At 60.8% G+C, this 24,708-nt stretch carries 20 protein-coding genes and 4 pseudogenes; 13 read left to right on the top strand and 11 right to left on the bottom strand.

Going from position 1 to position 24,708, the window contains the following annotated elements; translation table 11 throughout:
- Positions 1 to 58: 58 nt before the first annotated feature.
- Both ASE00_RS10830 and ASE00_RS10835 read right to left on the bottom strand, forming a co-directional pair.
- Positions 59 to 530: pseudogene (locus ASE00_RS10830) on the bottom strand (integrase core domain-containing protein); the annotation flags it as partial.
- A 147-nt stretch (positions 531 to 677) separates the two neighbouring features.
- Positions 678 to 2,023: pseudogene (locus ASE00_RS10835) on the bottom strand (IS701 family transposase).
- A gap of 131 nt (positions 2,024 to 2,154) precedes the next feature.
- On the opposite strand from ASE00_RS10835, the pseudogene ASE00_RS22955 reads away from it, so the two are divergent.
- A pseudogene (locus ASE00_RS22955) lies at positions 2,155 to 2,910 on the top strand (IS5 family transposase).
- Positions 2,911 to 2,923: 13 nt separating this feature from the next.
- A pseudogene (locus ASE00_RS24045) lies at positions 2,924 to 3,625 on the top strand (IS630 family transposase); the annotation flags it as partial.
- 357 nt (positions 3,626 to 3,982) lie between these two features.
- On the opposite strand, the gene ASE00_RS10850 reads toward ASE00_RS24045, so the two are convergent.
- From ASE00_RS10850 to ASE00_RS10860, 3 genes are read right to left on the bottom strand one after another with little or no spacing between them, the layout of a single operon-like run.
- Positions 3,983 to 4,399 (bottom strand): DUF3830 family protein, encoded by a 417-nt coding sequence (locus ASE00_RS10850; protein WP_056381579.1) that lies wholly within the window; start codon positions 4,397 to 4,399, stop codon positions 3,983 to 3,985.
- A 7-nt stretch (positions 4,400 to 4,406) separates the two neighbouring features.
- Positions 4,407 to 4,769: a RidA family protein gene (locus tag ASE00_RS10855; protein ID WP_056380116.1), complete on the bottom strand. Its 363-nt coding sequence runs from the start codon at positions 4,767 to 4,769 to the stop codon at positions 4,407 to 4,409.
- Positions 4,770 to 4,791: 22 nt separating this feature from the next.
- Complete coding sequence (locus tag ASE00_RS10860) at positions 4,792 to 5,931, bottom strand: hypothetical protein (RefSeq protein ID WP_056380117.1); 1,140 nt, start codon at positions 5,929 to 5,931, stop codon at positions 4,792 to 4,794.
- Positions 5,932 to 6,068: 137 nt separating this feature from the next.
- Here ASE00_RS10860 and ASE00_RS10865 point away from each other — a divergent pair, with 137 nt between their 5' ends.
- From ASE00_RS10865 to ASE00_RS10875, 3 genes are read left to right on the top strand one after another with little or no spacing between them, the layout of a single operon-like run.
- A complete protein-coding gene (locus ASE00_RS10865) occupies positions 6,069 to 7,340 on the top strand; it encodes an alanine racemase (RefSeq protein WP_235538686.1) in 1,272 nt (423 codons plus the stop codon).
- 3 nt (positions 7,341 to 7,343) lie between these two features.
- Complete coding sequence (locus ASE00_RS10870) at positions 7,344 to 8,756, top strand: peptide MFS transporter (protein ID WP_056380122.1); 1,413 nt, start codon at positions 7,344 to 7,346, stop codon at positions 8,754 to 8,756.
- Positions 8,753 to 9,505 carry a creatininase family protein gene (locus ASE00_RS10875; RefSeq protein WP_056380124.1) on the top strand — a complete coding sequence of 251 codons (753 nt, stop codon included), beginning with the start codon at positions 8,753 to 8,755 and terminating at the stop codon, positions 9,503 to 9,505. Before ASE00_RS10870 ends, ASE00_RS10875 begins: the two co-directional genes overlap by 4 nt.
- 6 nt (positions 9,506 to 9,511) lie before the next feature.
- On the opposite strand, the gene ASE00_RS10880 is transcribed toward ASE00_RS10875, so the two are convergent.
- The gene (locus tag ASE00_RS10880) at positions 9,512 to 10,321 is read right to left on the bottom strand and encodes a helix-turn-helix domain-containing protein (protein WP_082594628.1); all 810 of its coding nucleotides are present in this window, start codon (positions 10,319 to 10,321) and stop codon (positions 9,512 to 9,514) included.
- Between the two features lie 111 nt (positions 10,322 to 10,432).
- Between ASE00_RS10880 and ASE00_RS23740 the strand changes: the two genes are divergently transcribed.
- The 4 genes from ASE00_RS23740 to ASE00_RS10900 all read left to right on the top strand — a co-directional run bounded on the left by ASE00_RS23740 (position 10,433) and on the right by ASE00_RS10900 (position 16,660).
- Positions 10,433 to 10,759: a hypothetical protein gene (locus ASE00_RS23740; protein WP_056380128.1), complete on the top strand. Its 327-nt coding sequence runs from the start codon at positions 10,433 to 10,435 to the stop codon at positions 10,757 to 10,759.
- Complete coding sequence (locus ASE00_RS10890; RefSeq protein ID WP_056380131.1) at positions 10,752 to 11,900, top strand: NAD(P)/FAD-dependent oxidoreductase; 1,149 nt, start codon at positions 10,752 to 10,754, stop codon at positions 11,898 to 11,900. Before ASE00_RS23740 ends, ASE00_RS10890 begins: the two co-directional genes overlap by 8 nt.
- Positions 11,901 to 11,994: 94 nt before the next feature.
- Entirely contained in the window at positions 11,995 to 14,175 is a 2,181-nt protein-coding gene (locus ASE00_RS10895; RefSeq protein ID WP_162256442.1) for a TonB-dependent receptor, read from the top strand.
- Between the two features lie 64 nt (positions 14,176 to 14,239).
- A complete protein-coding gene (locus ASE00_RS10900) occupies positions 14,240 to 16,660 on the top strand; it encodes an alpha/beta fold hydrolase (RefSeq protein WP_082594630.1) in 2,421 nt (806 codons plus the stop codon).
- Between the two features lie 211 nt (positions 16,661 to 16,871).
- On the opposite strand, the gene ASE00_RS10905 is transcribed toward ASE00_RS10900, so the two are convergent.
- Positions 16,872 to 17,846, bottom strand: a complete 975-nt coding sequence (locus ASE00_RS10905; RefSeq protein WP_056380134.1) for a quinone oxidoreductase family protein — start codon at positions 17,844 to 17,846, stop codon at positions 16,872 to 16,874.
- Between the two features lie 104 nt (positions 17,847 to 17,950).
- Positions 17,951 to 19,357, bottom strand: a complete 1,407-nt coding sequence (locus tag ASE00_RS10910) for an amidase (protein ID WP_056380136.1) — start codon at positions 19,355 to 19,357, stop codon at positions 17,951 to 17,953.
- A gap of 110 nt (positions 19,358 to 19,467) precedes the next feature.
- Between ASE00_RS10910 and ASE00_RS10915 the strand changes: the two genes are divergently transcribed.
- The gene (locus ASE00_RS10915; protein WP_082594631.1) at positions 19,468 to 20,028 is read left to right on the top strand and encodes a TetR/AcrR family transcriptional regulator; all 561 of its coding nucleotides are present in this window, start codon (positions 19,468 to 19,470) and stop codon (positions 20,026 to 20,028) included.
- Between the two features lie 688 nt (positions 20,029 to 20,716).
- On the opposite strand, the gene ASE00_RS10920 is transcribed toward ASE00_RS10915, so the two are convergent.
- Positions 20,717 to 20,932, bottom strand: a complete 216-nt coding sequence (locus ASE00_RS10920) for a hypothetical protein (RefSeq protein ID WP_056380140.1) — start codon at positions 20,930 to 20,932, stop codon at positions 20,717 to 20,719.
- A gap of 76 nt (positions 20,933 to 21,008) precedes the next feature.
- Here ASE00_RS10920 and ASE00_RS10925 point away from each other — a divergent pair, with 76 nt between their 5' ends.
- The 3 genes from ASE00_RS10925 (at position 21,009) to ASE00_RS10935 (ending at position 23,274) form a co-directional block, all read left to right on the top strand.
- Positions 21,009 to 21,215, top strand: a complete 207-nt coding sequence (locus ASE00_RS10925; protein WP_056380142.1) for a helix-turn-helix domain-containing protein — start codon at positions 21,009 to 21,011, stop codon at positions 21,213 to 21,215.
- 443 nt (positions 21,216 to 21,658) lie between these two features.
- Positions 21,659 to 22,648, top strand: coding sequence for an NAD(P)H-dependent flavin oxidoreductase (locus ASE00_RS10930; RefSeq protein ID WP_056381582.1), 990 nt, complete (start codon positions 21,659 to 21,661; stop codon positions 22,646 to 22,648).
- Positions 22,648 to 23,274 carry a TetR/AcrR family transcriptional regulator gene (locus ASE00_RS10935; RefSeq protein ID WP_056380144.1) on the top strand — a complete coding sequence of 209 codons (627 nt, stop codon included), beginning with the start codon at positions 22,648 to 22,650 and terminating at the stop codon, positions 23,272 to 23,274. The genes ASE00_RS10930 and ASE00_RS10935 overlap by 1 nt, the downstream gene beginning before the upstream one ends.
- A 27-nt stretch (positions 23,275 to 23,301) precedes the next feature.
- Here the strand turns inward: ASE00_RS10935 and ASE00_RS10940 are convergent, their stop codons facing one another.
- On the bottom strand, positions 23,302 to 23,739 hold the full coding sequence (locus tag ASE00_RS10940; RefSeq protein ID WP_056380146.1) for a VOC family protein: 438 nt from the start codon (positions 23,737 to 23,739) through the stop codon (positions 23,302 to 23,304).
- A 108-nt stretch (positions 23,740 to 23,847) separates the two neighbouring features.
- Entirely contained in the window at positions 23,848 to 24,660 is an 813-nt protein-coding gene (locus ASE00_RS10945; RefSeq protein ID WP_056380148.1) for an SDR family NAD(P)-dependent oxidoreductase, read from the bottom strand.
- Between the last annotated feature and the right edge of the window lie 48 nt (positions 24,661 to 24,708).

Consider the following 24,708-nt stretch of genomic DNA (forward strand, 5'->3'; position numbering starts at 1 on the left):
CGGCCGAGCGGACGATATATCGAGTATAGGCACAAGTGCTCAAGCGGTTGGGCAGCAATCATGGCGCTACGCTCGCCGACATCATGGACTGGACTGCCCGCGATGACTGGTCCGGTTGCGTTTTTTTGTTGAGGCGTGTTTCCGATGCCAGCCTGGGCGGGAGGCGAAGAGTAGCCGAGCGGTCAGGCTGGCATCCTGATTGTTTCCGGGCCGGTGGTCGATATCCGAGGTTGCTGTGGGGCCGCGGCCGGTCGTAATGATCGCGCCACCAACCAGTGACGACGCGGGCCTCCAAAGCTGTAGAAGATTTCGCCGTCCAGTAGTCCGTTGCGCCATCGTGCGTTGAAGCGTTCGACATAACCGTTCTCCCACAGGCTTCCGGGTTCGATATAGGGGGTCCTGACGCCGAGCCGGCGCAACCATTCGCGCACGGCGGTAGCGAACTCGGGACCAGTATCGGATCGGATATGCTCAGGCGGCCCATGCTCGATGAACAGATCGGCCAACACATCGATGACGTCGTTCGATCTGAAAGCGATGCTCAAGGACACCTTGCTCGTCCAGCGTCGGACGACCTGACCTATCCAAGCGTTGACGGGTTCGATGCTGGTGACATCGTAAAAGCGGCGCAGCGTCGTGTCGGCATGGACGGGGTCTAGCACTACTTTGGCAGATTTTTACGATAGATGATTTTGCGGCAATGTGGACATTGCGTTGTCGGGGGCTGAGCGAGTGCGTTGAGGATTGCCTGCCGCACGGCTGGCAGGGTCGGTTGAGGCGGAGGTCCGTGGATTCTTTTTTCCCCCTTCGGCCTGTTTGAGCCGCCGGGCCTGGAGGAAGGCGAGCGCGATCATGCACATGAGGCCGTGTCGATGAAGCCCCTGCCATGATCGCCCTTCGAAGTGATCCAGGCCGAGTTCTTCCTTGAGTTGCTGATGCGCCTGCTCGCAGACCCAGCGCGCCTTGATGGCCCCGGCGAGCGCCTTGACCGGTGTATTGGCGGGCAGGTTGGACAGATAATATTTGCGTTCGCCGGTCGAACGATGCTCGCCAACAAGCCACGCCTCTTCGCCCGGCAGATGCTGCGCGCCCATATCGTGGATGCGCTGGGGCGGTCCATCGGCGACCCTGACGCGAACGGCAGCGAACCTTGCCGCGAGCATGCCTTTGGTTCCTTTGCGCCAACTGACCTTCTGCCACCTGGCGCCCTCCAGCATGGTCTTTGCCGTCACGGATTTCGTGTCGGGGATGTAGCGCTGGCGGGGACGACCAGCGACAGGGAATATCATGGCGACATCGACCGGATAGACCTTTTGCTTGTAGGGAATGCCCACCGCCCAAAGGAGGCCGCGCTCCGAGAGGCCCTGCCGGAACGGCGCGGACAGCCCGTACCCGGCATCCGCCAGCACACAGCCGAAGCGTACACCGCCCGCTCGCACGCGGTCGATCTCGGCCAGCGCAATCTCGGGCTTGGTCCGGTAATCCCGCCGATCTTCAGGCACTTTTGCCCGATCAAGCCGGGCGGGATCGCTGGTCCAGCTCTCAGGCAGGAACAGGCGCAAGCCAACCATCAACGGCACCTCGCGCGATGCCAGCGTCAACGATACCAGCGTCTGGCAGTTGGCGTTCTTGCCGAGCGCAGAGGCATATTGCGGTGCCACCCCAACCGAACCGCGCCCCTTCTTCGGCAATGCCGTGTCGTCGATGATGAGCCAGGCATCCTCGCCGCCGACCTGGGTATCCGCTTCCCTCAGCAGCGCCGCCTCCAGCGGTTCCGCGTTCCACACGCCGCTCGCCACAAAGTGGTGGAGTTGGTCGTAGCTGACCGCACCGTCGCGTGCAGCCATCGGCTGAACGCTCTTACGATCCCCCGGACCGATCAGTCCCGCAACATAGCTCGGACACATCCGCCCGCGCGTTTTGTGCCCGAGAGCCGACACAAAGGGGGTCAGCCACTTCTCAAGATCATTCCGCCAGTCGTCGTCCATCGCCAGCCTCCACAAGCTGGCTCCCCATGAATCACCGATCCACAGAAAAGGGAATCCTCAAAATCACAAATCTGCCAAAGTAGTGCTAGGGCGGATCGACATTCAGGATTCCCAAAAGGGCTGATCACTGATTCATAGGGCTCCGTGTTGGATCGCGGAGCGTGCAATGGGGATCAAGCGATACGAGTACGAAGCGCAGTGGGCGAAGATCGCGCCGCTGCTACCGGGTAAGGTGGGTGATCCTGGCCGGACGGGGTCCGATAACCGGTCGTTTGTAAACGGATGTCTGTGGATTTTGCGGTCTGGAGCACACTGGTGCGATCTGCCGGAGCGTTACGGCCGATGGAAGACGGTGCACCGGCGCTTCAGTCGTTAGTGTGACGCAGGGGTCTGGGAGCGGGTGTTTGATGCGCTCACCACGGATCGCGACAACCAGTATCTGATGATCGACAGCACCATCGTTCGCGCCCACCAGCAGGCGGCGACCGGAAAAGGGGGGGCCCAGGACCAGGCGCTGGGGCGTTCCCGAGGAGGACTGACGAGCAAGATTCATATGCTCGCCGATGCATTGGGTCGGCCGTTGCGGTTTCGGATCACGCCTGGACAAACTCATGACATCACCGCCGCACCAGCCCTTCTGGAAGGTCAGGAAGCGGATGCCATACTCGCTGATAAAGCATATGACAGCAATGACTTACGCGAGACTATCGATCAAATGAAGGCGCAAGCGGTGATCCCATCCAAGCGCAATCGCAAGATCTTCATCCCGCATGATACCGAACTCTACAAGCAGCGAAACCGGATCAAACGATGCTTTGGTCGCCTCAAACATTTCCGCCGCTTCGCGACCCGCTACGACCGCCGAACCATCCACTTTGCCGGCTTCATCCACCTCGCAGCCGCCGTGATCTGGTTACGCTGAATGTCGATCCGGCCTAGCGGCCCGGCTCCGGGCCGAACGCGCGGTGGTGACGGCTGAGGCTTCGATCTCGCGGCTGCTGTGCCGAGCGGGCTTCACATATAAAAAACAACTGATGGCATCGGAATGCGCACGCGCTGACGTTGTCGAACGGCGCAGGGTCTGGATTGACGAGCGCCAGCCTGCCATGCGCCGCGAGCCCAGCCGACTGGTGTTCATCGACGAGACGTCGGTCAACACCAAGATGACCCGAACACGGGGGCGAGCTCAAAGGGACAGACGCCTGAAGGCCCGCGCTCCGTTCGGTAAATAGGGCACTCAGACCTTCATCGCGGGCCTGCGTCATGACGCCCTGACTGCGCCTTGGGTGATCCCCGGCGCGATGGATCGCAAGGCATTCGATACTTACATCGAAACCCAGCTGGCTCCGACCTTAAAGCCACGCGACATCGTCATTCTCGACAATCTCTCGGTGCATAAGAGCGCCAAGGCCCAGGCCGCCGTGCGGGCACGCGGAGCATGGCTACTCTTCCTGCCCCAATATTCGCCCGATCTGAACCCGATCGAGATGGCCTTTGCCAAACTCAAGGCTCACCTGCGAAGGCTCGCAGCACGCACCTTCGATAGCCTCATCGAAGCCATCGGCGACATCTGCCAACTCTATCAGCCAATCGAATGCCAGAACTATTTCAGCGCCGCCGGCTATGGGTCACATTAACCGCATGCTGCTCTAGGCGTCACTCATTTCGCCCGAAGCCATCACGAACTCATGGTGACAGACTTTGCCCCACCTCGAGACATGTTCGCCTCGCTTCGCTAACCGGAGGTACAAGCGGCACATTCACCCACGCTACCTACGGCGCTATACCCTGTTAGTCGCCAACATCTAGTAACGCTGCTGGGCCGGTTAAAGGGTTTCCGATGAAAGAGCGGAAGGGCATTGACACCGAGAACTGCCCCCCCGGGGGGACTGTCGTGCATCACTGGTCCGCTTGGCCGGCAGTCACCTTCAGACTCTCAATGCCGCTTCCGCTGGCCGCGGGTCTCAGAAGCGCAGCGCTTCGTCGTAGAATATTCAGGTGAGACGCTCCATCAGAACGTCCTGCGCGCCGTGCCATAAGGTGCGTTTGCCTAGCGCCGGAAGTTGTTCGAGGCCCTCGACGATCGTCAGGAAGTGATTGCCGGCCAGCTGGCCCAGCTTGCTGGCAAAGGATACTCCGCCATAGGCCAGCAGGATCTCGGTTTCGCTGTAGCCGCCCGGATAGAAGATCATTTGGCCGGGCGCGGGGTGGCTCGTGGCATTCTCGAAACCGAAGGGCATCGCTTCGTCGCCCATCGGAACCCAGCAGCCTTCGCCGCTCCAGCGGACATGGATGAACTTCGTTGTGTAGGGCAGCTGCGCCTCGAAATAACGGCATGTCTGCGGCGCGAGTTCGCGCTCGAGACGGCCGACGAAGCGCAGATCCCCGGTCGTGATCACTATGTCGCTCATGTCGTCCTCAATGCTGTGCGGTGCCATCGGCGCGACGGCGGGCGATGACTTCGATCTCGATCAGGGCAGCGGGCAGCACCAGCTGGCTCACGACCGTCGACCGGGCTGGCTTGTGCGCGCCGAAACAGGCGGCATAGGCGGCGTCGAAGGCGACGAAGTCACCGGCATTTTTAAGCCACACCGTGGCCTTCACGACATCGTCGAGCGCAAGGCCCTCGGTCCGCAGGACGTCGGTGATATTGGCGATGACCTGCCGGGTTTGCCCGTCGATGTCGGCGGCCGAAATCTGCCGGCTGGCATCGAGCGGCAGCTGGCCGGATAAAAACAGAAAGGGATTGCTTGCCGAGAATGGCGCGAGATGGGGCGTCATGAGAACTCCTGATGTTGGGGGATTAGGGTGCGACAACCGCCTGGTGCGGCGCATGTCGATCGCGCCGGAGCCGCCAGATGCCGATTGTCAGCAGGGGGATCATGTAGACGGTGATGAAAACCGCGGCGAGCCAGCGGTAGCCATCGGCGATCAGCGCGACCAGGCCGATCCGATCGGCGACGAAGATCGCGCCGATGAGGATGCCGACGGTGAGGAGGGCACGATGCGCGTTCGACAGGTCCGCGCCGCGCCGCTTCGCATAGGCATTGGCGATCCGCTCGTTGATGGCGTGCACCTGGCCCGTGCCGCTTTCAAGGAGCGCGGCGAAGATCATGATCTGGAAGACATAGCGGAACGCGGGGAAATCGAGACGGGCGAGCAGGAAATCCGATGGCAGCGTCTCGTTCGAGATCTGCGGATAGAAGGCGCACATCGCGATGAAGAAGAGGATCGCCGGCAGCATGGCGAGCGGGCCGGCGAGCAGGCCCGCCGCCACCGCGTCGCGTGAGCTGGTCAAATGCCGCATGACCGGAAGGATCAGCACCGCGCCGACGGCATTATAGCCCGCATAGGTGAGCCCGCCCATGAACCATCCCGGTTGCGCGGGCGCCGTGAACGCCTGCGCGATGGGCATGCTGAACCGCGTCAGGGCCAGCGCGAGAAAGACCGCATAGGTGCCGTAGAGAAAGAAGGAGACATATTTGAAAAGCTGCTCGACGGACTCATTGCCGAAGGTAGCGAAGATCGTGATCGAGCCGGCCAGCAGTAGGGCGCCGATGATCGGCGGCCAGCCGAACAACGCCTGGCCGATCGCGCCCGCCGCCGCGGCGAAGACCGCCAGGATCAACGTCATCCCCAAGACGAAGGCGATTTCGAAGGCCGGCCAGAACGGCCCCAGAAGATAGGCGAAGAAGGACCGATAATCCCGTGCCCCGATACGCACGGCGATCAGGAAGGTGAGCGCACACACCAGGCTCCACACGCCGGTCGACACCAGCATGCCGAGCAGCCCGCCCCATGGCCCGCTGGGCATGAAGAAGGTGACGAGTTCGCGGCCGGTCGCATAGCCGCCGCCAATGACCACGGCCTTGAAGGCGAAACCCGGCAGCAGAAACCTGCGGAACCAATTTGACCCTGACTGCACCGCACCCGTCCCCTGCATGATCTTGAGATTGGCCTAAAATAAATCCCTAGAACTGACAATATTTTTCTGAAATAGATTATTTCTCTCTTTTTGAGAATATGCGGTGTGACGGTTATGGCGGCGCACCCCAATCTGAAAGTGATGTCGCCGTGATCATGCCCGCAGGACGCCCAGCAGCCATCGACCCGAACTGGAAAGCTTTTCCGCCCGCGCTGGCGGGTCTCCCGATCGATGCGGCGGTGGCACAGGGTAAAAGCCTGTTGGACGGCGATTTCCTCATGCCGGTCGCCATCCTGAAGGAAGCGGCGATCGACCAGAATATCCGCTCCATGCAGGCCTTCGCGGAAGCTGCGGGCGCGGAATTATGCCCGCATGGCAAGACGACCATGAGCCCCGAACTGTTCGCGCGACAGCTCGATGCCGGGGCCTGGGGAATGACGGCGGCGACCGCGCACCATGTGCGTCTCTACCGGCAATGGGGCGTGTCGCGAATCCTGCTGGCGAATCAGCTGGTCGCGCCCGCCGACATTGCGCTGGTGCTGGATGCATTGGCGGAGACCGATTTCGAGTTTTTCTGCCTCGTCGATTCGCCCGAGGGCGTCGCACGGCTGGCCGAGGCCGTGCGCTGCAAAGACCTGAAGCGGCCGTTGAATCTGCTGCTGGAAATCGGCGCGACGGGTGGCCGCACCGGCGTGCGGTCGGCCCAAGCCGGCCTTGAACTGGCACGGGGAATAGCGCGGGAAAAGCAGTCGCTGGCATTGCGCGGGATCGAGATTTTCGAAGGCATTCACGCCTTCACTGGGAGTGGTGTCGCCGCGACGGAGGCGATGCTGGACGAAGTGGCCGGGACGGCGCGGCTGCTCCTCGACAAGGGGCTGTTCGCTGCGGGCGACATCATCCTGACCGGCGGTGGTTCGGCATTGTTCGACCTATGCGCGAGCCGCCTTGCCGCGATCGATCTCGACGGCCGCGCGAAGGTGGTGCTGCGGTCCGGCTGCTATGTGACCCATGATCACGGAACCTACGCGGCGGCCATCGAGGCCATTCGCCAGCGGCAGCCAGAGACGTTCGTCGCCAAGCTGCACCCGGTGGCGGCGCTCGAAGTCTGGGCGGTGGTGCAGTCGCTTCCCGAGCCGGGTTTCGCGATTGTCAGCCTCGGCAAGCGCGATGCGGGTTTCGACGTCGATCTGCCCCGGCCGATCTGGCATTTCCGGCCCGATGGCGTCGTGTCTCGCCCCGCGGACGATCTCCGCATCACCAGGATGTACGACCAGCACGCCTGCCTCGAAGGCGCTGACGGCTTGGCGGTCGGCGACCTGATCGGGTTCGGGATTTCCCACCCGTGCAGCACCTTTGATCGATGGCGCGCGATCCCGGTGGTCGACGAAGATTATCGGATGATCGACATCGTAACGACGGGATTCTGACCCATGACGAACAGCACATCCTCTGCGCAGGTGGGCAATCTCTTCGGTCATCCGCGCGGTCTGGTCGTCCTCGCGGGCACCGAATTGTGGGACCGCATATCCTTCAGCGGGATGCAGGCGATCCTTGTTCTCTATATGGTCGAACAATTGTTCGCGCCGGGACACGCCACCGCTATCGCGGGCTTTCCGTGGCTCAAGGCCGCCATCGAGGGCATGTTCGGCGAACTCAGCGCGCAGGGCCTCGCGACGCAGATATTCGGCTTCTATGTCGGTTTCAGCTATCTGACCCCCTTGTTCGGCGGGATGATCGGCGATCGCTGGATCGGGCGACGGCTTGGAGTCACGCTTGGTGCCTTGTTGATGACGGCGGGCCATTTCTGTATGGCTTTCGAGGCAAGTTTCCTGCTGGCGCTGTTGCTGATCATCCTCGGCGCGGGCTTCCTGCGCGGCAATCTCACCCCGCAGGTTGCGGAGCTTTATGCGCCGGAAGACAGCCGTCGCGCCACGGCGTTCCAGATCTATGCGAGCATGGTCGCAATCGGCGCCTTCATCTCGCCGCTCATCACCGGCTGGCTCAGCCAGGCGTTCGACTGGCATGTGGCGTTCACCTTTGCCGGCTTCGGCATGCTCGTCGGGCTGCTCTGGTATATGGCGGGGCAGCGCTTTCTGCCGGAGGAAAAGGTTGCCGTCGCGCAGGTGGCGTCTGAACCATTGAGCAGGCAGGACTGGCGCGCGGTCATCGCGCTTACCGCCATCGTCCCCCTCTGCACCCTTTTCTGGGTCGCGCAGGCGCAGATCTGGAACAGCTATAATCTATGGGTTCGCGATCATGTCGACCTCAAGATCGGCGGCCTGACCGTGCCGGTTCCCTGGCTGCAGGCGGTGGACGGCCTGTCACCGTTACTGGCGGTGCCGCTGCTGTTGCTGTGGTGGAAAAGGCGCGAGCGCGCAGGGGTGAAGGCCGACGAACTCGTGCGGATGGCGATCGGCTGCTTCATTTTCGGGGCGGCGGTCCTGCTGCTCGCCTCAGGCGGCATGGTCCTCAACGATCAGGGGAAGGTTCTCCTGATGATGCCCATCGCCTTCCACCTGATGTCCAATGTCGGCTGGATCTATTTCTCTCCCAGCGCTAACTCGCTGTTCACCGGCGCGGCGCCCGGCGGAATCCGGGGGACGATGGTCGGGATCTACACCCTGTCCTATTTCTTCGGGAGCGTGATCAGCGGGCGGCTGGGCTCACTCTATGAATATTGGTCGCCCGCGCATTTCTGGCTGTTGCACGCCGGCCTGGTCAGCTTCGCCGGTATCGCGCTTCTCGCTATCGCGCCCTGGCTTCGCCGCATGACCCGCAGGGCGGAGCCTGAAGGCGCGCTTCCCGCCGATGCCATTGCCATTCTTCCGGAGACCGCGACGTGATTCTGCACCTGTCCACCTGGCCCGAGATCGAAGCCCAGCTCACGCGCTCGCGGACGATCGTCATACCGATCGGCTCAACCGAGCAGCATGGCCCGACAGGCCTGCTCGGTACCGACTGGCTCTGTTCGGAGATCATCGCACATCGCGCCCATGCCGAAGATTCCGGGATTCTCGTCGGGCCCACCTTCAACGTCGGGATGGCGCAGCATCATCTGGGCTTTCCGGGGAGCATTTCGCTGCGCCCCTCGACGATGATGCTCGTGCTTCGCGACTGGGTCTCTTCGCTGTCGATGCACGGCTTTGAAACCATCTATTTCCTGAACGGCCATGGCGGCAACATCCCGACGATCGAAGCCGCCTTTTCCGAAATCTATGCCGAGGCGAGCTATGCGAAGCGCCGGGCCGGCGTCACGCTGATGTTGCGCAACTGGTGGCAGTTTCCGGGGGTCGACGAACTGGCCCATCGCCAGTTTCCGACCGGCCATGGCAGCCATGCCCAGCCGTCCGAAATCGCAATCACCCAGGCGGCTTATCCCGAGTCGATCAAGGTCGCGCCATGCGATCCGCCGATCGCGCCCAGCGGCCCGATCCGCGAAGCGATCGACTTCAGGGCGCGCCATCCCGACGGACGCATGGGATCGGACCCGCTTCAGGCGACGCCCGCGCATGGCGAGGCGCTGATCGCATTGGCCGCTAAGGGGCTGGTGGCGGAGATCGAGGCGTTGGCGGCGGGGGCGGATCAGGCCTAGCCGCTTCTAGGTTTTCGGCACCTTGCCCTTGCCCGTGGCGGCTTTCTTCCGGCCACCCGCGGGCGTGGCGCGCAGCTTCCGCTTGGGGGGCTGGTCCTTGTCGTTTGCCGAGCTGTCGACGATCTCCGGGCCATTGATCAATTTGGACTCGTCGCCCGAGCAAATGCACAGGACCTTGCACGGCGTGTCGCCCACCGAAATATAAGCATGGCCCATGCTGCTGTCGAAGTAGATGGCATCACCGGCTTCCAGGAGAACCGGGGCATAAAGCTCGCTGTGCAGTTCCAGCGCGCCTTCGAGGACGTAGCAGAACTCCTCGCCCTGGTGGCGGATCAGTTCGCCGAAGTCGTCGATCGATTTCACATAACCCTGTCCCAATATGGGCACGAAACGCTTGTTGAGCAGATCGGTCGCCAGAAACTGATTCTGATAGCTATGGGTTTCGATCGTGCGGCCTTCGCCCTTGCGAATGATGCTCCGCCGCCCGCCCAAGGTTGAGGGCTGCGACCTCGATGCCTCGTTCGAGAAGAAGACGCCGATGTCGATATCCAGGCCTTTGCTGATGCGGGCCAGCTTGTCATAGCTGAGCGAGACCTGGCCTTTCTCGATTTTGGAAAGTGTCGAGATCGGAAAACCCGTACGTTCGGAAACGTCCGCCAGCGTCCAGCCCCTCTGGGCTCGGAGTTGTTTGAGAATCGCTCCGGGTTTTGCTTCTTCGCTCACTTTTCCACCCTCTGTCAGGTGCCAATTTACGACCGTAATCGCGATTTTTCTCTCAATTGGCAAACCTTCATCGCGCTTGTTGCCCGGCTTCACAGCCTATGTCCGGGGACAATGTCACAATTTTCTCTAAAGTAGAGAATTTTTCACACTAAACGAAAAACATCGTTATATTGGGGAAGAGATAACGAATCGGACGGGGTGGGAATGGGCGGTATTCGACGGAGCGGCGAAAACTGCGTGCCGATATTCTTCGATGAAACCTGTCCTGCGCCGGTCGTCACCGGCGCGATCGAAGCCAATGCGATCCCTTCAGCATGGCTCGTCCGCACCGAACGTCGTCACCGGCGGCGCGCCGCCAGACGTGGCGCCGCCGCCGGTGACGCCAATCTTGTCGGCAAGCAAGGATCGACGATCGGCGGGAGGCGCAACCCGGCGTCGCTCCTTGTGGCGGTGTTCAATGCGGCCGTTCTTCGCCGCAAGCCGAGGCGCGGGCAGATGCAATCAATTTTCCAAGAGTTTGTTCATGCGTGAAAATGATTTTGACGTTTTGGTGATTGGCGGCGGGATCGCCGGCACGGGCATTGCGGCCCATCTCGCGCCCAGCTGTCGTGTGGCTGTTCTGGAAATGGAGGAGCAGCCGGGCTTTCATGCGACGGGCCGGTCGGCGGCACTGTTCGTCACCGGCTATGGCAATGCCGTCATCCGGGCTTTGACGGTTGCGAGCCGTCCATTTTTCTATTCGCCCGATCCACAATTCTGCGATGGGGTGCTCGTCAACAAGCGGAAGATAATGATCATCGGCCGTGCCGAAAAGCGCGAAGCCTTTGAGCAATTCGCCGCCCATGAACTTCCGGCCAGCAATCTTAGGGCGATCAGCGCCGAAGCCGCCCTGGAATTGTGTCCGGTCTTGCGTTCAGAAGGGCTGCTTGGCGCGATTTTGGACGAGAATGCCGCCGACATCGACGTTCACGCCCTTCAGCACGGCTATATTCGACAGCTCAAAGCGCATGGCGGGCGGCTTTTCCTGCAGAGCAAGGTCGAGGAGCTCGCGTTCGACGAGGTTACACAGCGTTGGGTCGTGAAGACCGCGCAGGGCATATTCTGGGCTACGACCATAGTGAATGCTGCTGGCGCCTGGGCGGATGAGATCGCCGCCAAGGCGGGGGCGAAGCCGATCAGGCTGGAGCCCCGCCGCAGGACGGCAGCGCTCATAGACGCGCCGGAGGGCGTTGAATCCAAAGACTGGCCGATGGTGCTCGACCCCGATGAGCAGTTCTATATGAAACCCGATGCTGGGCTGTTGCTGATCTCGCCGGCTGACGAAACGCTATCTGAGCCGGAAGACGCCCAGCCTGACGAGATCGATGTGGCGATCGCGGCCGACCGCCTGGAGCAGGTCAGTTCGATCCAGGTGCGACGGATCAAGAGCAAGTGGGCCGGCCTCCGGTCCTTTGTCCGAGACCGTTCGCCGGTCGCGGGCTTCGATCCCGATATTCCCGATTTCTTCTGGCTGGCGGCGCAGGGCGGATACGGCATCCAGACCGCCCCGGCCTTGAGCAGCCTCGCCGCCAAAATGGTCCTCCGGCTACCTGTCCGGGAAGAGCTGGAGGCGATGCATATCCGCGAGGAAGATCTCTCACCTGCGCGGATTTTCCAGCCGATTAATAAGTAAATTCAACAACTTACGGAAATTACAAAAAGAAAATCTATTGTCATCAAGCACAAGGGGAAAGTTAATGAAGGCCTCAAACAGATTTCGCATCACTTTGCTGACGGCCACGAGCGCCGTCGCCGCCATGCTGGCCCCTGCTCCGGCAAGCGCCCAGGCCGCCGCGGCGGACGCCGAAAGCGGGGAGATCATCGTCACCGCACAGAAGCGGAGCGAGAGCATTCTCAACGTCCCGGCGGGCGTCAGCGTCGTATCCACGGCGACATTGGAAGCCGTCCATGCCACCCAGCTCACCGATGTCAGCGCCTATGTGCCCGCGTTCCAAGTGGATTCGGGCGGGTCGGCCGGACAGACGACGATCAGCATCCGCGGCATCGCGCCGATCGGACGCGCCAGCACGGTGGCGACCTATATCGACGAAGCGCCGGTCGGCAGCAGCACCAGCTATAATGGCGGTAACGCCTTCCAGCTCGACCTGCTCCCCTATGATGTCGAACGGTACGAGATTCTACGTGGCCCGCAGGGGACGCTTTACGGCGCGAGCTCGATGGGCGGATTGCTGAAATATGTGATGACCTCTCCCTCGCTTGATGAATTTTCGGTGCGGGCCGGCGGGACTTTGATGGGCGTCAAGAGTGGCAGTAAGGTCGGCGGCGGCGTTCGCGCCAACGTCAGTGGCCCGATCGTGCAAGGCAAGCTTGGCTTCGTCGCTAGCTACGCGCTAGAACATACACCGGGCTTCATCGATAACGCCGCGACGGGCGAGAAGGACCAGAACAGCGTCGAACAGCAGAGCGCACGGCTCGGGCTCTATTTCAAGCCGGTCGATGGCCTGACGATCAAAGTCAACGGCTTGTGGCAGCGGACGAAGACGCGCGGCAATTCGACCGTTCCGCTAGCAGACGGCACTCTGGCCCCGATCTATGGCGATCTTCAGGACAATAACCTTACCGATCAGCCATTTCGCAAGACGATCAAGATGGTCTCGGGTGGCATCGAATATGAAGGTGACCAGGTCGATCTGATCGCCGCCACCAGCTACACCGAGACGTCGGTCAGCCAGACGCAGGATGCCTCCTACACCTATGGCGTAGCATTCCCTTTCCTGGGTCTGCCTTCGGCTGGAAAGTCGGTCTATTCCTACGAGCTGGGCCTGAAGAAGTTCACGCAGGAACTGCGTGCGCAATCCTCGGGCAAAGGGCCGCTCGATTGGACGATCGGCGCGTTCTATACATATGAGGATTCGACGAACTTCCAGTCGCCCAGCGCGCTCACTATGGCGGGCGTGCCGATCCCGGGCGTCGATCCGATCTTCTCCGCGCAGCTTCCTTCCACTTATAAGGAATATGCTGTGTTCGGAAATCTGAACTACAGCATTACCGACCGCTTCGAGGTCTTCGGCGGCATCCGCTATGCCCATAACAAGCAGGTGTTCAGCGAGTTTGCGACCGGTGTCATCCTGCCGGCGCCGATCAGCCTGCCTAATCAGAAGTCTAAGGAAAACGTCACCACATACAGCGGTGGCGCGCGGTTCAAGCCGACCAGCACGACGATGGTTTACGCCCGGGTGGCGACCGGCTATCGCCCCGGCGGCCCCAACCTCGCAATCCCAGGCGTGTCGCCGACCTTCAAATCGGACAGTCTGACCAACTACGAAATCGGCGTCAAAGCCCGCACCCCGGACAATATGTTCGCGATCGACACAGCCGCCTTCTTGATCGACTGGAAAGACATTCAGCTGCTAACGAGCGCCGGTGGCGGCTTCAACTATGCCGTCAATGGCAGCAAGGCGCGCAGCAAGGGCATCGAGGCCAATGTCACGGTGCGCCCGACAGCCGGTCTAGATCTGAATGGAACCCTCGCTTATATCCATTCGGTCCTGGCTGAGGACGCTCCGTTGGCGAGCGGATTGAAGGGCGACCGGCTGCCTAGCATCCCTAAGTGGAGCGGCTCGGTCAGCGTTTCCTACACCCATGACCTGACGGCAGACTGGAGCGGCACGCTGGGCGCTGGTCTACGGCTGGTCGACAGCCGTCTGTCGGATCTGTCGAGCGCACCCTTCGCGCGCCGCCTGCCCGGCTATGCCGCGCTGGATCTCAACGCCAGCGTGACCGACGGGCGCTACACGGTCCGTCTATTTGCCAAAAACGTCACCGACAAGCGCGCCTATTCTTCATACAGCGTGCTCAACAATCAGGCGACCGGAGCCGTGACGCAGATCAACGCCGCGATCATCCAGCCTCGCACGATCGGGGTTTCGTTCGACGCAAAGTTCTAATTATTCGGGGGTGAAGGCACGTGTGCCTTCGCCCTAATGTTGTGACTGAGTGGAGTATCGAACGATGCGTTCGAAAATTGTCTTCGCCCTGTTGATCGGCGCGGTTCTCTCTGTCCCTGCGGTTGCCGACGCCGCTGCTCCGCACACAACAGGCGCCGCCAACGGCGCGAACACGTGCATCGTTGAACGCGGTGGCCGCAAGATTGCCTTTCACGTCATTCCGGGAAAACTACCAGCTATCGTTCTCGATGCGGGCGGTGGTGCGGACTCGACCTATTGGGCGACGTTCGCGCCCGAGCTCGCTAAGCGGACAGGTGCCCAGATCATCACTTATGATCGTCCCGGGTTCGGCCAGAGCGAGGAAGTGCCGGGCCCGTGGAGCCTTACTGGCGCCATTGACGATCTCGAGGCTGGCCTGCGCGCATTAGGTGCGACGCAGGATGTCATCCTGGTTTCGCATTCGCTGGCCGGCCAAATCGCCACCGGAATAACCTCTCGGCATCCCGAATGGTTTGCGGGTGGTGTCATGGTCGACGCCAATGTGCCCGAATTCTTCACCAACGAGATGATCGCCCGGACGCAGAAAATGTATGCGCCGATGCTCGAACAGCTTCGAAAGGCCCCGTCGACGCCCGCCAATCGCCAGCTACTGGCGTTGGGCGCTTCCTATCAAGCGACGCAGAGCGCCTTCCACAAGATGGAGTGGCCGGCTAACGTTCCGGTCGCCGTGATCGTCGCCGAGACACCGCCTCCTCCCGATCCCGCCGATGCCCAGGCTTGGCGCGACGCTCATGCGGCATTTGCCGGCAAGGCGCCCAACCGCACGCTGATCACTGCCTACAAAAGTTCCCATGATGTCGCGCATGATCGGCCTGACGTCGTCCTTGATGCGATCGCCGCGCTGCGCCGTGGCGCGACCGCTGCCGCGACGGCAGCGACATACGATGTCGTGATCCGCAACGGGAAGGTTCTCGATGGCAGTGGCAATCCGTGGGTCCGTGCGGACGTTGCGATAAAGGGCGGGCGCTTCGTCCGGGTTGGTCACGTCCCGGGGCACGGCGCGCGCGAGATCGATGCAAAAGGCCAATATGTCACGCCGGGTTGGATAGACGACATGGACCAATCCGGCGACAACCTGCTCGAGGATGGCCGGGCGGAGAGCAAGGTGATGCAGGGCGTCACGACGCTTATCGCGGGTGAAGGCGGTGCACCGGTCGAATCCTCAAAGCTGTCCGGCTATTTCGACCGCCTTCAGCAGCAGGGAATCTCGGTAAACTTCGGGACGCTCTATGGCGCGAGCCAAGCGCGCGTCGAGGTCATGGGCGATGTCGACGGTCTTCCAACGGCAGAGCAACTGGATAAGGAGCGCGCGCATGTCGCGGAAGCGATGCGCGCGGGTGCAATGGGGCTGGGTACTGCACTAATTTATGCCCCGGCAAGCTATCAGCAGACCCCGGAGTTGATCGAGTTGGCCAAGGTCGCCCATCAATATGGCGGCATCTATGCCCATCATATGCGGGACGAAGGCGAAAAGCTTCTCCCAGCAGTGGCGGAGTCAATTGCGATTTCCGAGCAGAGCGGGATTCCTGTAGAAATCTATCATCTGAAGGCGGCTTTCGCACCCGGCTGGGGCAAGCTGATGCCCGCGGCTGGAAAGCTAATCGAGGACGCTCGCGCACGCGGGATCGACGTCGCGGCGGACATGTATCCCTACACGGCCGGCGGAACCGGCCTAGACATTACCGTACCGAACTGGGTCTGGGCCGAGGGCAAGGAGAAGGGCCTAGCAAGGCTGGCCGACCCTGCAACCCGCAAGAAGCTCAAGCAACAGGTTAAGGCGGGGTCGTTGCCGGGCTGGACCAACCTCATCACCGCATCGGGCGGTTGGAACCATGTCGTTCTGGTCGCTGCCTATAACGAAAAATATGATCAGTATAAGTTCAAGGACATGGCGACGATCGGCCGCGCTTTGAAGCGCGATCCCGCCGATGTGGCCTGGGATATCGTTCTTGCAGGCGCGCCGCATCGGCCGATCGCACTCTATTTCGGTATGAACGAAAAGGACATCGAGACAGCCCTGCGCTTTCCATGGACTAGCATCGGCTCAGACGCCACTGCGACATCAGGTGAGCAGGGGTCCGACGGACATCCACGGGCCTATGGCACTTTCCCGCGCATCATCGCGGAATATGTCAAAAGCCGGCATGTGCTGACGCTGGAGGATGCCGTCCGCAAGATGACATCCTGGCCCGCCGCAAGGTTCAAGCTGTTCGATCGCGGTGCGATCCGGGTTGGACTGCGTGCGGACGTCACAGTGTTCGACTATGATCGGATCAAGGACCTCGCCACTTATCAGGCGCCGACTACGCCGCCGGAGGGGATCAGCTATGTGCTCGTCAACGGCGCGGTGGTGGTCGACGATGGCCGCCATACAGGTGCGAAGCCGGGGACGGTCCTGCGGGGGCAGGGTTGGGCGGCGCCATGACCGACAGCCCGCAGCCGGGCTCCAGTTTCCGTCGGATTCGATCCCTTGTCGCTGATTTCATCATGCATCGTGGTCTGACGCAACCTGCTCGGGCAGATGATCGCGCTGCTCTGTCGGATGCGGGTTGGATGCCCTCAAAACGCGCGGCCGGTGCCAGAGTGATCACGGGTGCAGCTCATTGAGTCGTAGTTGGAAACCCTTCGTCATCTTATTAAGGCTTTAGTACGATCGCTCCGCGGGAATTGCCACCGTCGACTTCCGCGTGCGCCTTTGTGGCGTCCGCGAGGGCGTAGGTACGCCATGTGTCGGGCACAATGGTTCCTTTCGCGACTGCGTCAAGCACGGAACTGGCCCGCGCGCGGTATTCGTCGACATTGCTGATGTGCGCGGCCAAACTGGGCCGCGTCAAATAGAGCGACCCCTTGCCGTTCAGGGTTTCGACTGCGACAGGATCAGGGGAACCGGATGATGCGCCGAATGAGACCATCAGTCCACGCGGTCGGAGGCAATCGAGCGAAGCGGCGAATGTCGCGCGTCCGATACCGTCGTAAACCACATCTGCCCTCCGTCCACCGGTAGCGGCACGGACGCCGTCTGGCAGATCATCTCGGCCCCAAACTAGTACGGCCATGCAGCCGGCTGCCTTGGCCGCCTTGATGCTCTCCGCGCGAGATACGACACCGATAACGATAGCGCCCAGATGTGTTGCCCAGCGTGCCATTATTTGACCTACCGCACCGGCGGCACCGTAGAGCAAGACGACCGTTCCCCTGGTGACGGGATAGGTTGAGGATATCAGATACTGCGCAGTCAGCCCTTTGAAGAGGACCGACGCGGCATCCTGCATCGACAGGGTGTCGGGCAGTCGGATAAGGCGTTGCGCAGGGTATAGCCTGGCGCTGGCATAGCTGCCGATCGGGCCGAGTGCGTAAGCGACACGGTCACCTATAGCAAACTCGGTGACACCCGCACCCACCGCCGTGACACAGCCCGCACCTTCCAGACCGATGCCACTCGGCAGCGGTATCGGCACTGTTCCGTTGCGCTGCATTACGTCGAGATAATTGACACCGATCGCCTCCTGTTCGAGCCGAACTTGCCCCGGTCCAGGAGCTTCGCAGTTATAGGTGCGGCGCTGCAACACACCCGGGCCGCCCGCTTGATCGAACCATATCTGTGTGGTCATGCGGGATCCTCGCTTCAGCCGGCGCGGCAACGCCGCAACGGTTTGGAAAAGTCAGTAGGTTGCCCTCAGGCGCGTTTTCTGAGGGCTCTGACGGCGCTCCACAGTCATAAGCTCGGGTGCATGTTTCGTACGGAGCTAATGCTTTCAAGAAGTGATGCCACATGGAGGATGGTCGATTCCGCCAGCCAGCTACCTACGATCTGCACGTTGATCGGCAGACCTTCCCTGCTCGTCCCAAAGCGCATCGAGACCCCAGGCAGGCCCGTGACATTTAGCGGCACGGTCGCGGCCTGGAGATAGGTGGCATCTACAGTCTGTCCGTCGATGACGAATTCTTCGACGCCATGCTTATGCGCCGGGATGGGAAGGACATGCGTGATGAGTGCATCGAAAGTGCGGAAATAATCTGCATAGCCGTCACGAATGCGCTCGACTGCCTGCTCAGCGTCGATGAAGTCAGCCATCGACGTTTCGGGCAGCGACAACATCGCCCGGGCCATCTTGTACATCTGGTCCTCGTGACCGACGGTCGCCAGGCGGAAGGCGGGCTTCATCTCCATGACGTGAAGCCGGTTGAAAACGTCTAACGCAAAATCATGCTCCAGCGCCGGGATACCGACCTGCTCGACATGGATTCCCACACCCTTCAGGGCCTCGGCCGCCGCCTTCACCGTAGCGGCCACTTCAGGATCAACTGGACCCAAGCCCGGACCAACCATCCAACCGACACGGAGCGGCCGATAGGGCTGGCGACCGATGCCGGCATCGAATTGCACGGTGCTGGTCGCAAACGCGTCATGGCCATCGGGGCCGGAGAGCTGGGAAAAGGCGAGCGCGATATCCCGCACGGAACGCGCCATCGGGCCGACATGCCAGAAGCGCCGCGGCGCGCGAGGCCAGATGCCGGTCATTGGCACCCGGCCATGTGTCGCCTTCATGGACGTAATGCCAGTCTGGGCAGCCGGTCCGCGTACCGAGATTGCAAGGTCGGTACCTAGCCCGATCGGGGACATCCCGGCTGCAATGGCTGCGGATTCGCCGCCGCTAGAACCGCCTGGCGTACGTGTCGTGTCCCAAGGGTTGTTCGAGCGACCGGAAAGGAGGTTGTCACTTTCGATCCAGTAGGAAAACTCGGGCAGGTTGGTCTTGCCAAGCAGAATGCCGCCGGCCTTTTTCATGCGCGCAACGCTAGTCGCATCAGCATCGGGAAGTCGGTCTTTGAAGATCGGTGAGCCGCGCTGCGTCAGCACACCCGCAGTATCGATCGAGTCCTTCACGGTGAATGGTACGCCGTGCAGCGGTCCGACTTCGTCGCCCGCCAGAAGTGCGGCTTCAGCAGCCTTGGCCGCCGCAATCGCGCCACTGGCGATGGTGACGATCGCGTTGATTGACGGGTTGAGGACTTCGATCCGCTCGAGGTGCTGTTGCATCACCTCGACAGGTGAAACCTCCTTTGTGCGGATAAGTAAAGCGAGCTTGGTAGCGTCGTAAAAGGCAATATCGTTGTTCATCACTGCATCCTACCTGTCGTTCGTTAGTATCTCAGCGATTAGGGCTTCCATTTTGCTACGTCAAGCACTAACTAACGACCGTAAGCAAGAAGGGACTGGTTATGGCGGCTATGAGCACAAAAGAGGCAATCTTGACGGAGGCGCGGCGAATCGCGCAGGCGCACGGCTATAGCGGCATGAATTTCCGCGAACTGGCAACCAGTGTGGGGATCAAGCCTGCCAGCATCTACAATCATTTCCCTAGCAAGGCAGAATTGGGGGCTGCGGTCGCCCGGCGCTATTGGGAAGACGCGGCGGCCAATCTAGAGCTTATCTCGACAGTGGAGAGAGATCCGGTGGCGTCGCTACGGCGTTACCCGGAGATGTTCCGTCGATCGTTAGAGAGCGACAACCGCCTCTGCCTCGGCAGTTTTATGTCGGCTGAGCATGACGATTTGCCGGCGTCAGTCATGCAAGAGGTTCAGACGTTTACCGACATCAACGTCGCGTGGCTTGCTCGAATGCTCGTAGCGGCGGGAATTGCGGACACGGATGGCGCAGCGCACGGAAGAGCTCAAGCGATCTTCGCCTCGATCGCGGGGGCGCAACTGATGGCCAGAAGCCGATCCGACATAGGGGTGTTCGATAGCCTAGTCAGTGCTTATCGAAAGGCAGGGCTTCTGCCGTCATAGCACAATCGCCAAGGGTCCTTTTATCAGTCAACCCCTCACTCCTAAAAGGAGATTGAACGGTATGACTAGGGCAGCATGTGGCTTACCGAGGGCCCGGCGAGACGCGGAGCAACCCGCGCACCATACCGCTCCTTCCCGCGGGCCGGGTCTGCTTCGGCATTCGCCCGGTACGCGAGCATCTCAGGGTCTGTGATCGTCTTGGCCATGGGGTCGCCTTCCTGGACAGCAATGTGCTGCCCTCATCAGAAGGGGGCCTCCGCTAACCCACGACCGGCTTTGCCGTCGGCCAAGACGACATAGGCGCGACGAGATAAGCTGAGACCCCAAGCGTCGCCCTGAACAAACTAATTGGTTCGGGCTGATCATTTTATCAGAAGATCCAATGCGGCTGAAACGTCCCGCCAGACGGTTCCGTCCGCAGCAGATTGATCATCGGGGCTCGATCGAGCCGGCGGGAGAGAAATCTCGAGTATAGTCCTTAGGCAGCCAGTTCTGAGTTCCGTCGAGACAGAACGGCTCCACGGCTTCCCCCAAAACACCGGGGCCTTCAAGAATAACGAGAGTGTCGACAGCTACTGGTCTATCGTCACTTGCAGGCAGCACGGCGAAATGTCTCCAGCCCTCGTATCCTCCGGCCCTGCTCTTGGCGTTTATCTCACCACAGAAAGTCAGCCGGTCCTGGCTTTGATCACGCCTTTTCGAATATGTTGCTCGCACATTTTTGAATCGAGAACTGGGGGAAATCGGGCAGTTCGTTGTCCATGATCGTCTGACCGAGGGCGGCATAGCCGTCAGCCAGCGCTTGAACGCTGGCCGGTATCGAATCTTGCCCCCATGTTGGAGCGCAGACCACCATCAAGCCGCAAATCGACACCGTCGTAGAAAAAACCTTTATCAGTGGCATAGTGCAATAACCTCGAAAGCCGTTTACATATTATAGTTGATAAACTTAACCGGCCCGGGTCGGCAGTTATTTGTGCATGGACATGCGCAAACTCGTGGCGACGAACGTGGCGCGAATACGTCGTGAAAAAGGTCTGACTCAGGAGCGGCTTGCTGAGCTGTCTGGACTGAGCCAGCAGTACCTTAGCGGGCTCGAGCGCGGGAACCGCAACCCGACGATAGTCACACTCCATGAACTTGCTACCGCGCTGAAGGTAAGCCACGTCGACCTCGTCATGCCATGACGCCAGGTCGGCGATTGCTCCCGAATTAGCGTTACAGAGCGAGCGGAAGGTCCTTTTCGTCCGACCTACGTCCTCCCGCTCCAGCACATCTCGTTGTATTTATTGGTCTTTTTAGCCGGATAAGGTGCCCCGTCCGGGCTTCCATCCGGGTTTTGAAACCGGATACGCACGGTCCGATGCGGTCACCTGTGGATGAACCAAGACGAACCGTTTACGCCAACGTCCATCATCCTTCTGGCGTGAGCTTGCTGTCGATGGTCTTCATCCCTTCAGCCGCTCTCGATTTTAAGAAGCAACGCTCAACGCTTCGCTCACCCGAGCACGGTTCTCCGTCACCACTTGTCTGTGCCGACGATCTACGTCGTCTTCGAAATCCCTATGCCAACTCTGGAAACAATGTTACCTTGGGCAACGATGTTTCTCGAATGATAGAAGGGGCCACTGTGCGAACACGAATAACGCAATTGTTCGGTATTGAGCATCCAATCATGCAAGGCGGCATGCATTTCGTTGGACTTGCGGAATTGGCGGCTGCCGTCTCCAACGCGGGCGGCTTGGGGGTCATTACCGGCCTCACGCAGCGGACCCCCGAGCTCTTGGCCCGCGAAATCGCGCGCTGTCGTGATATGACCGACAGGCCGTTCGGCGTGAACCTCACTTTTCTGCCGACGTTCAGTACGCCCCCTTATCCAGAATATATTCAAGCGATCGCCGAAGGCGGCGTTCGGATCGTCGAGACCGCCGGCCGGAGTCCAGAAGCCTATATGCCCGCCCTCAAAGAGGCTGGCATGACGGTGATCCATAAATGTACCTCCGTTCGCCATGCGCTGAAGGCTGAATCGATCGGTTGCGACGCGGTGAGCGTCGATGGTTTCGAATGCGGAGGCCACCCCGGCGAAGACGATATCCCCAACATGATCCTGCAGCCCATTGCGGCCGATCGGCTGCGCATTCCGTTCGTTGCTTCGGGGGGAATGGCCGATGGGCGCAGCCTCGTCGCTGCGCTTGCGTTGGGCGCCGAAGGCATCAATATGGGTACGCGGTTCCTCGCGACGCTGGAGGCGCCTGTCCATGCGAACGTCAAGCAGGCCCTTCTGGAAGCGACTGAAACCGATACGCGCCTCATCATGCGATCGTTGCGCAACACCGAACGCGTGCTCAACAACGCCAATGTCGCGCGACTTATCGAGATCGAAAGAGAGAGGGGAGACAGCCTGACGATCGCCGACATCCACGATCAGGTGGCGGGCGTATATCCCAAGGTAATGATCGACGGAAACATGGACGCCGGGGCATGGAGTTGCGGAATGGTCGTCGGATTGATTCATGATATCCCTGCTGTGGCGGTTTTGATCGAGCGGATCATGGCCGAAGCGAGCACGCTGATCCGCGAGCGCCTTATTGGACTGCTTGATAGCGAGCCGACCCAGTAATGAGCACCTGCGACGCTTCGATTCTCGGCGACGTGCGTGCGGCCCGGATGGCAATGGAGACGGATACCCGCGCCTTATTGCTCAAGGCGGCCGCCGTGGTGCTGACTGAAGAAGGACCGTCGGCGCTGACGGTCCGCCGCGTGGCCGAGAGAGTCAACGCATCTACGAAGATGATCTACACCCATTTCGGCGGCAAGGACGGATTGCTCGAGGCCTTGTATCTGCACAGCTTTGCTGGCCTCACGGAGGCGTTCAAAGCGCAGAACGAAGAGAGCGATCCGGTCCTGCGGTTGGACAAGATGGTGTGCGCCTACCGCACTTTCGCGTTGAGCGAACCCGCGCTCTACAATGTCATGTTCGGCGATCTAGGGCGCGCATGGGAAGCACCGATCGAGAGCCGCAAGCAAGCATGGACGAGCTTTGAAACACTGCGCGACACAGTCCGGCTCTGCATGTCGCCGGCGCAGGCTGCGGAGGCCGGACGAATAACCTATCTATTGTGGGCGGCGATGCATGGTGTTGTGAGCTTGGAGTTGCGCAAGCTGATTGGCGGTCCGGACGGCGGTGAGCATCTATATCAACTCGCAGCCGCTGCTGTCCGCCAAGCGCATCAGGTGGGACAATGATCTGATCTGAATACCGGTGCCGACCGGTTATCCAGCGAAGGAAGAAGCGGTCATCTTCTCAACCAGTTTCTCGGCACCCTTGGCGAACTCCGCCACCGACGGCACGTTGTAAATTGCGAGCTTGTTACCGAAAGGGTCGCGGAAATAGGCGATGTACATCTCCGGCGTTCGGTAGCCGGGTCCGCCTTCGTCGACCGACCCGTTCCTCATGGCAATACCGTAAACTGCATCAACAAGACGCTTCGTCAGTGCGGGTATGCCAAACATCGAGCCATTACCGTTAGTGACGGCGCCCTTGTCGTAGGGGGCGGCTATCGCCAGCATCGTGGCTCCACCGTCGAGTGCGTAGAATATCATTTTGGGCGCGGCTACGATCGCTCTGCCGCCGAGAGGTTGCAGGATCGCGTCGTAGAAGAGGCGGGAAGCAACGAGATCATCAGATCCGATCGTGACATAACCGATCATTACAGCTCCCTCAGAACTTCGGACACCGTGGGCAGGCTTCGTTAGTGGAACACCATCCGAAGCAGCCCCTGGTGTGATCGATGGAGAGTTCCGTCCTCTCGCGCAATTTCACTTCGCCGACGCACGCGCACCCGTGCCCGTTATGATGCCGCCGTCGATAACCAGTTCGGTTCCCGTCATATAACTCGAAGCGTCCGAGGCGAGGAACAGCACCCCGTCGGCAATCTCGTCGGGCCGTCCTGCCCTGCCGAGCGGTACCACTGCCCGCAACGCTTCATCCGCCAGCATGGCCACAGCGATCTCTTGCCCACCCTGCTCAGCGGAAAGCTTTTCCCAGATTGGCGTGTCGACGAAACCGGGATGTACCGAGTTGACGCGGATACCGTCCGCCGCCTGGGCACATTCCATGGCAATCGACTTCGCGAATAGACGCACGGCGCCCTTGGTTGCGCTGTATCCCGCAAGATTGGCCGACCCACGGAGACCTGCCGCGGAGGACATCATAATGATTGAACCCGGCCCCGTGCGACGCATCAAAGGGAGGCAATATTTGACGGAAAGAAACACGCCATCAAGATTGATGGCAGTTTGGCGACGCCAGTCGACAAGGCTCATGTCCACGATCGAAACCGATCGAATGGCTATTCCGGCGTTGGCCACGAGGATGTCAAGGCCGCCATATCGTTTCTCAATGTCGGCGACCAAATCCCGCCAGCAACCTTCGTCCGTCACATCTTGGTGCAGGTAGATCGCTTCGCCGCCATCACTTCTGATCCGGTCGACCAAGCTTTGTCCGAGAATGTCGTCAATATCAGTCGCGATGACCCGAGCACCCGCTTTCGCCAAGGTGGAGGCACAGGCTGCGCCGATTCCCGAAGCGGCTCCCGTCACGAATGCAACTTTCCCGTCTACCTGACCCATGTTTCCTCCGCGGGGCGGCTTGGCCCGAATAGTTCGTCCAGCGCTGTC

Source organism: Sphingomonas sp. Root710 (assembly GCF_001429065.1).
Taxonomy (GTDB): domain Bacteria; phylum Pseudomonadota; class Alphaproteobacteria; order Sphingomonadales; family Sphingomonadaceae; genus Rhizorhabdus.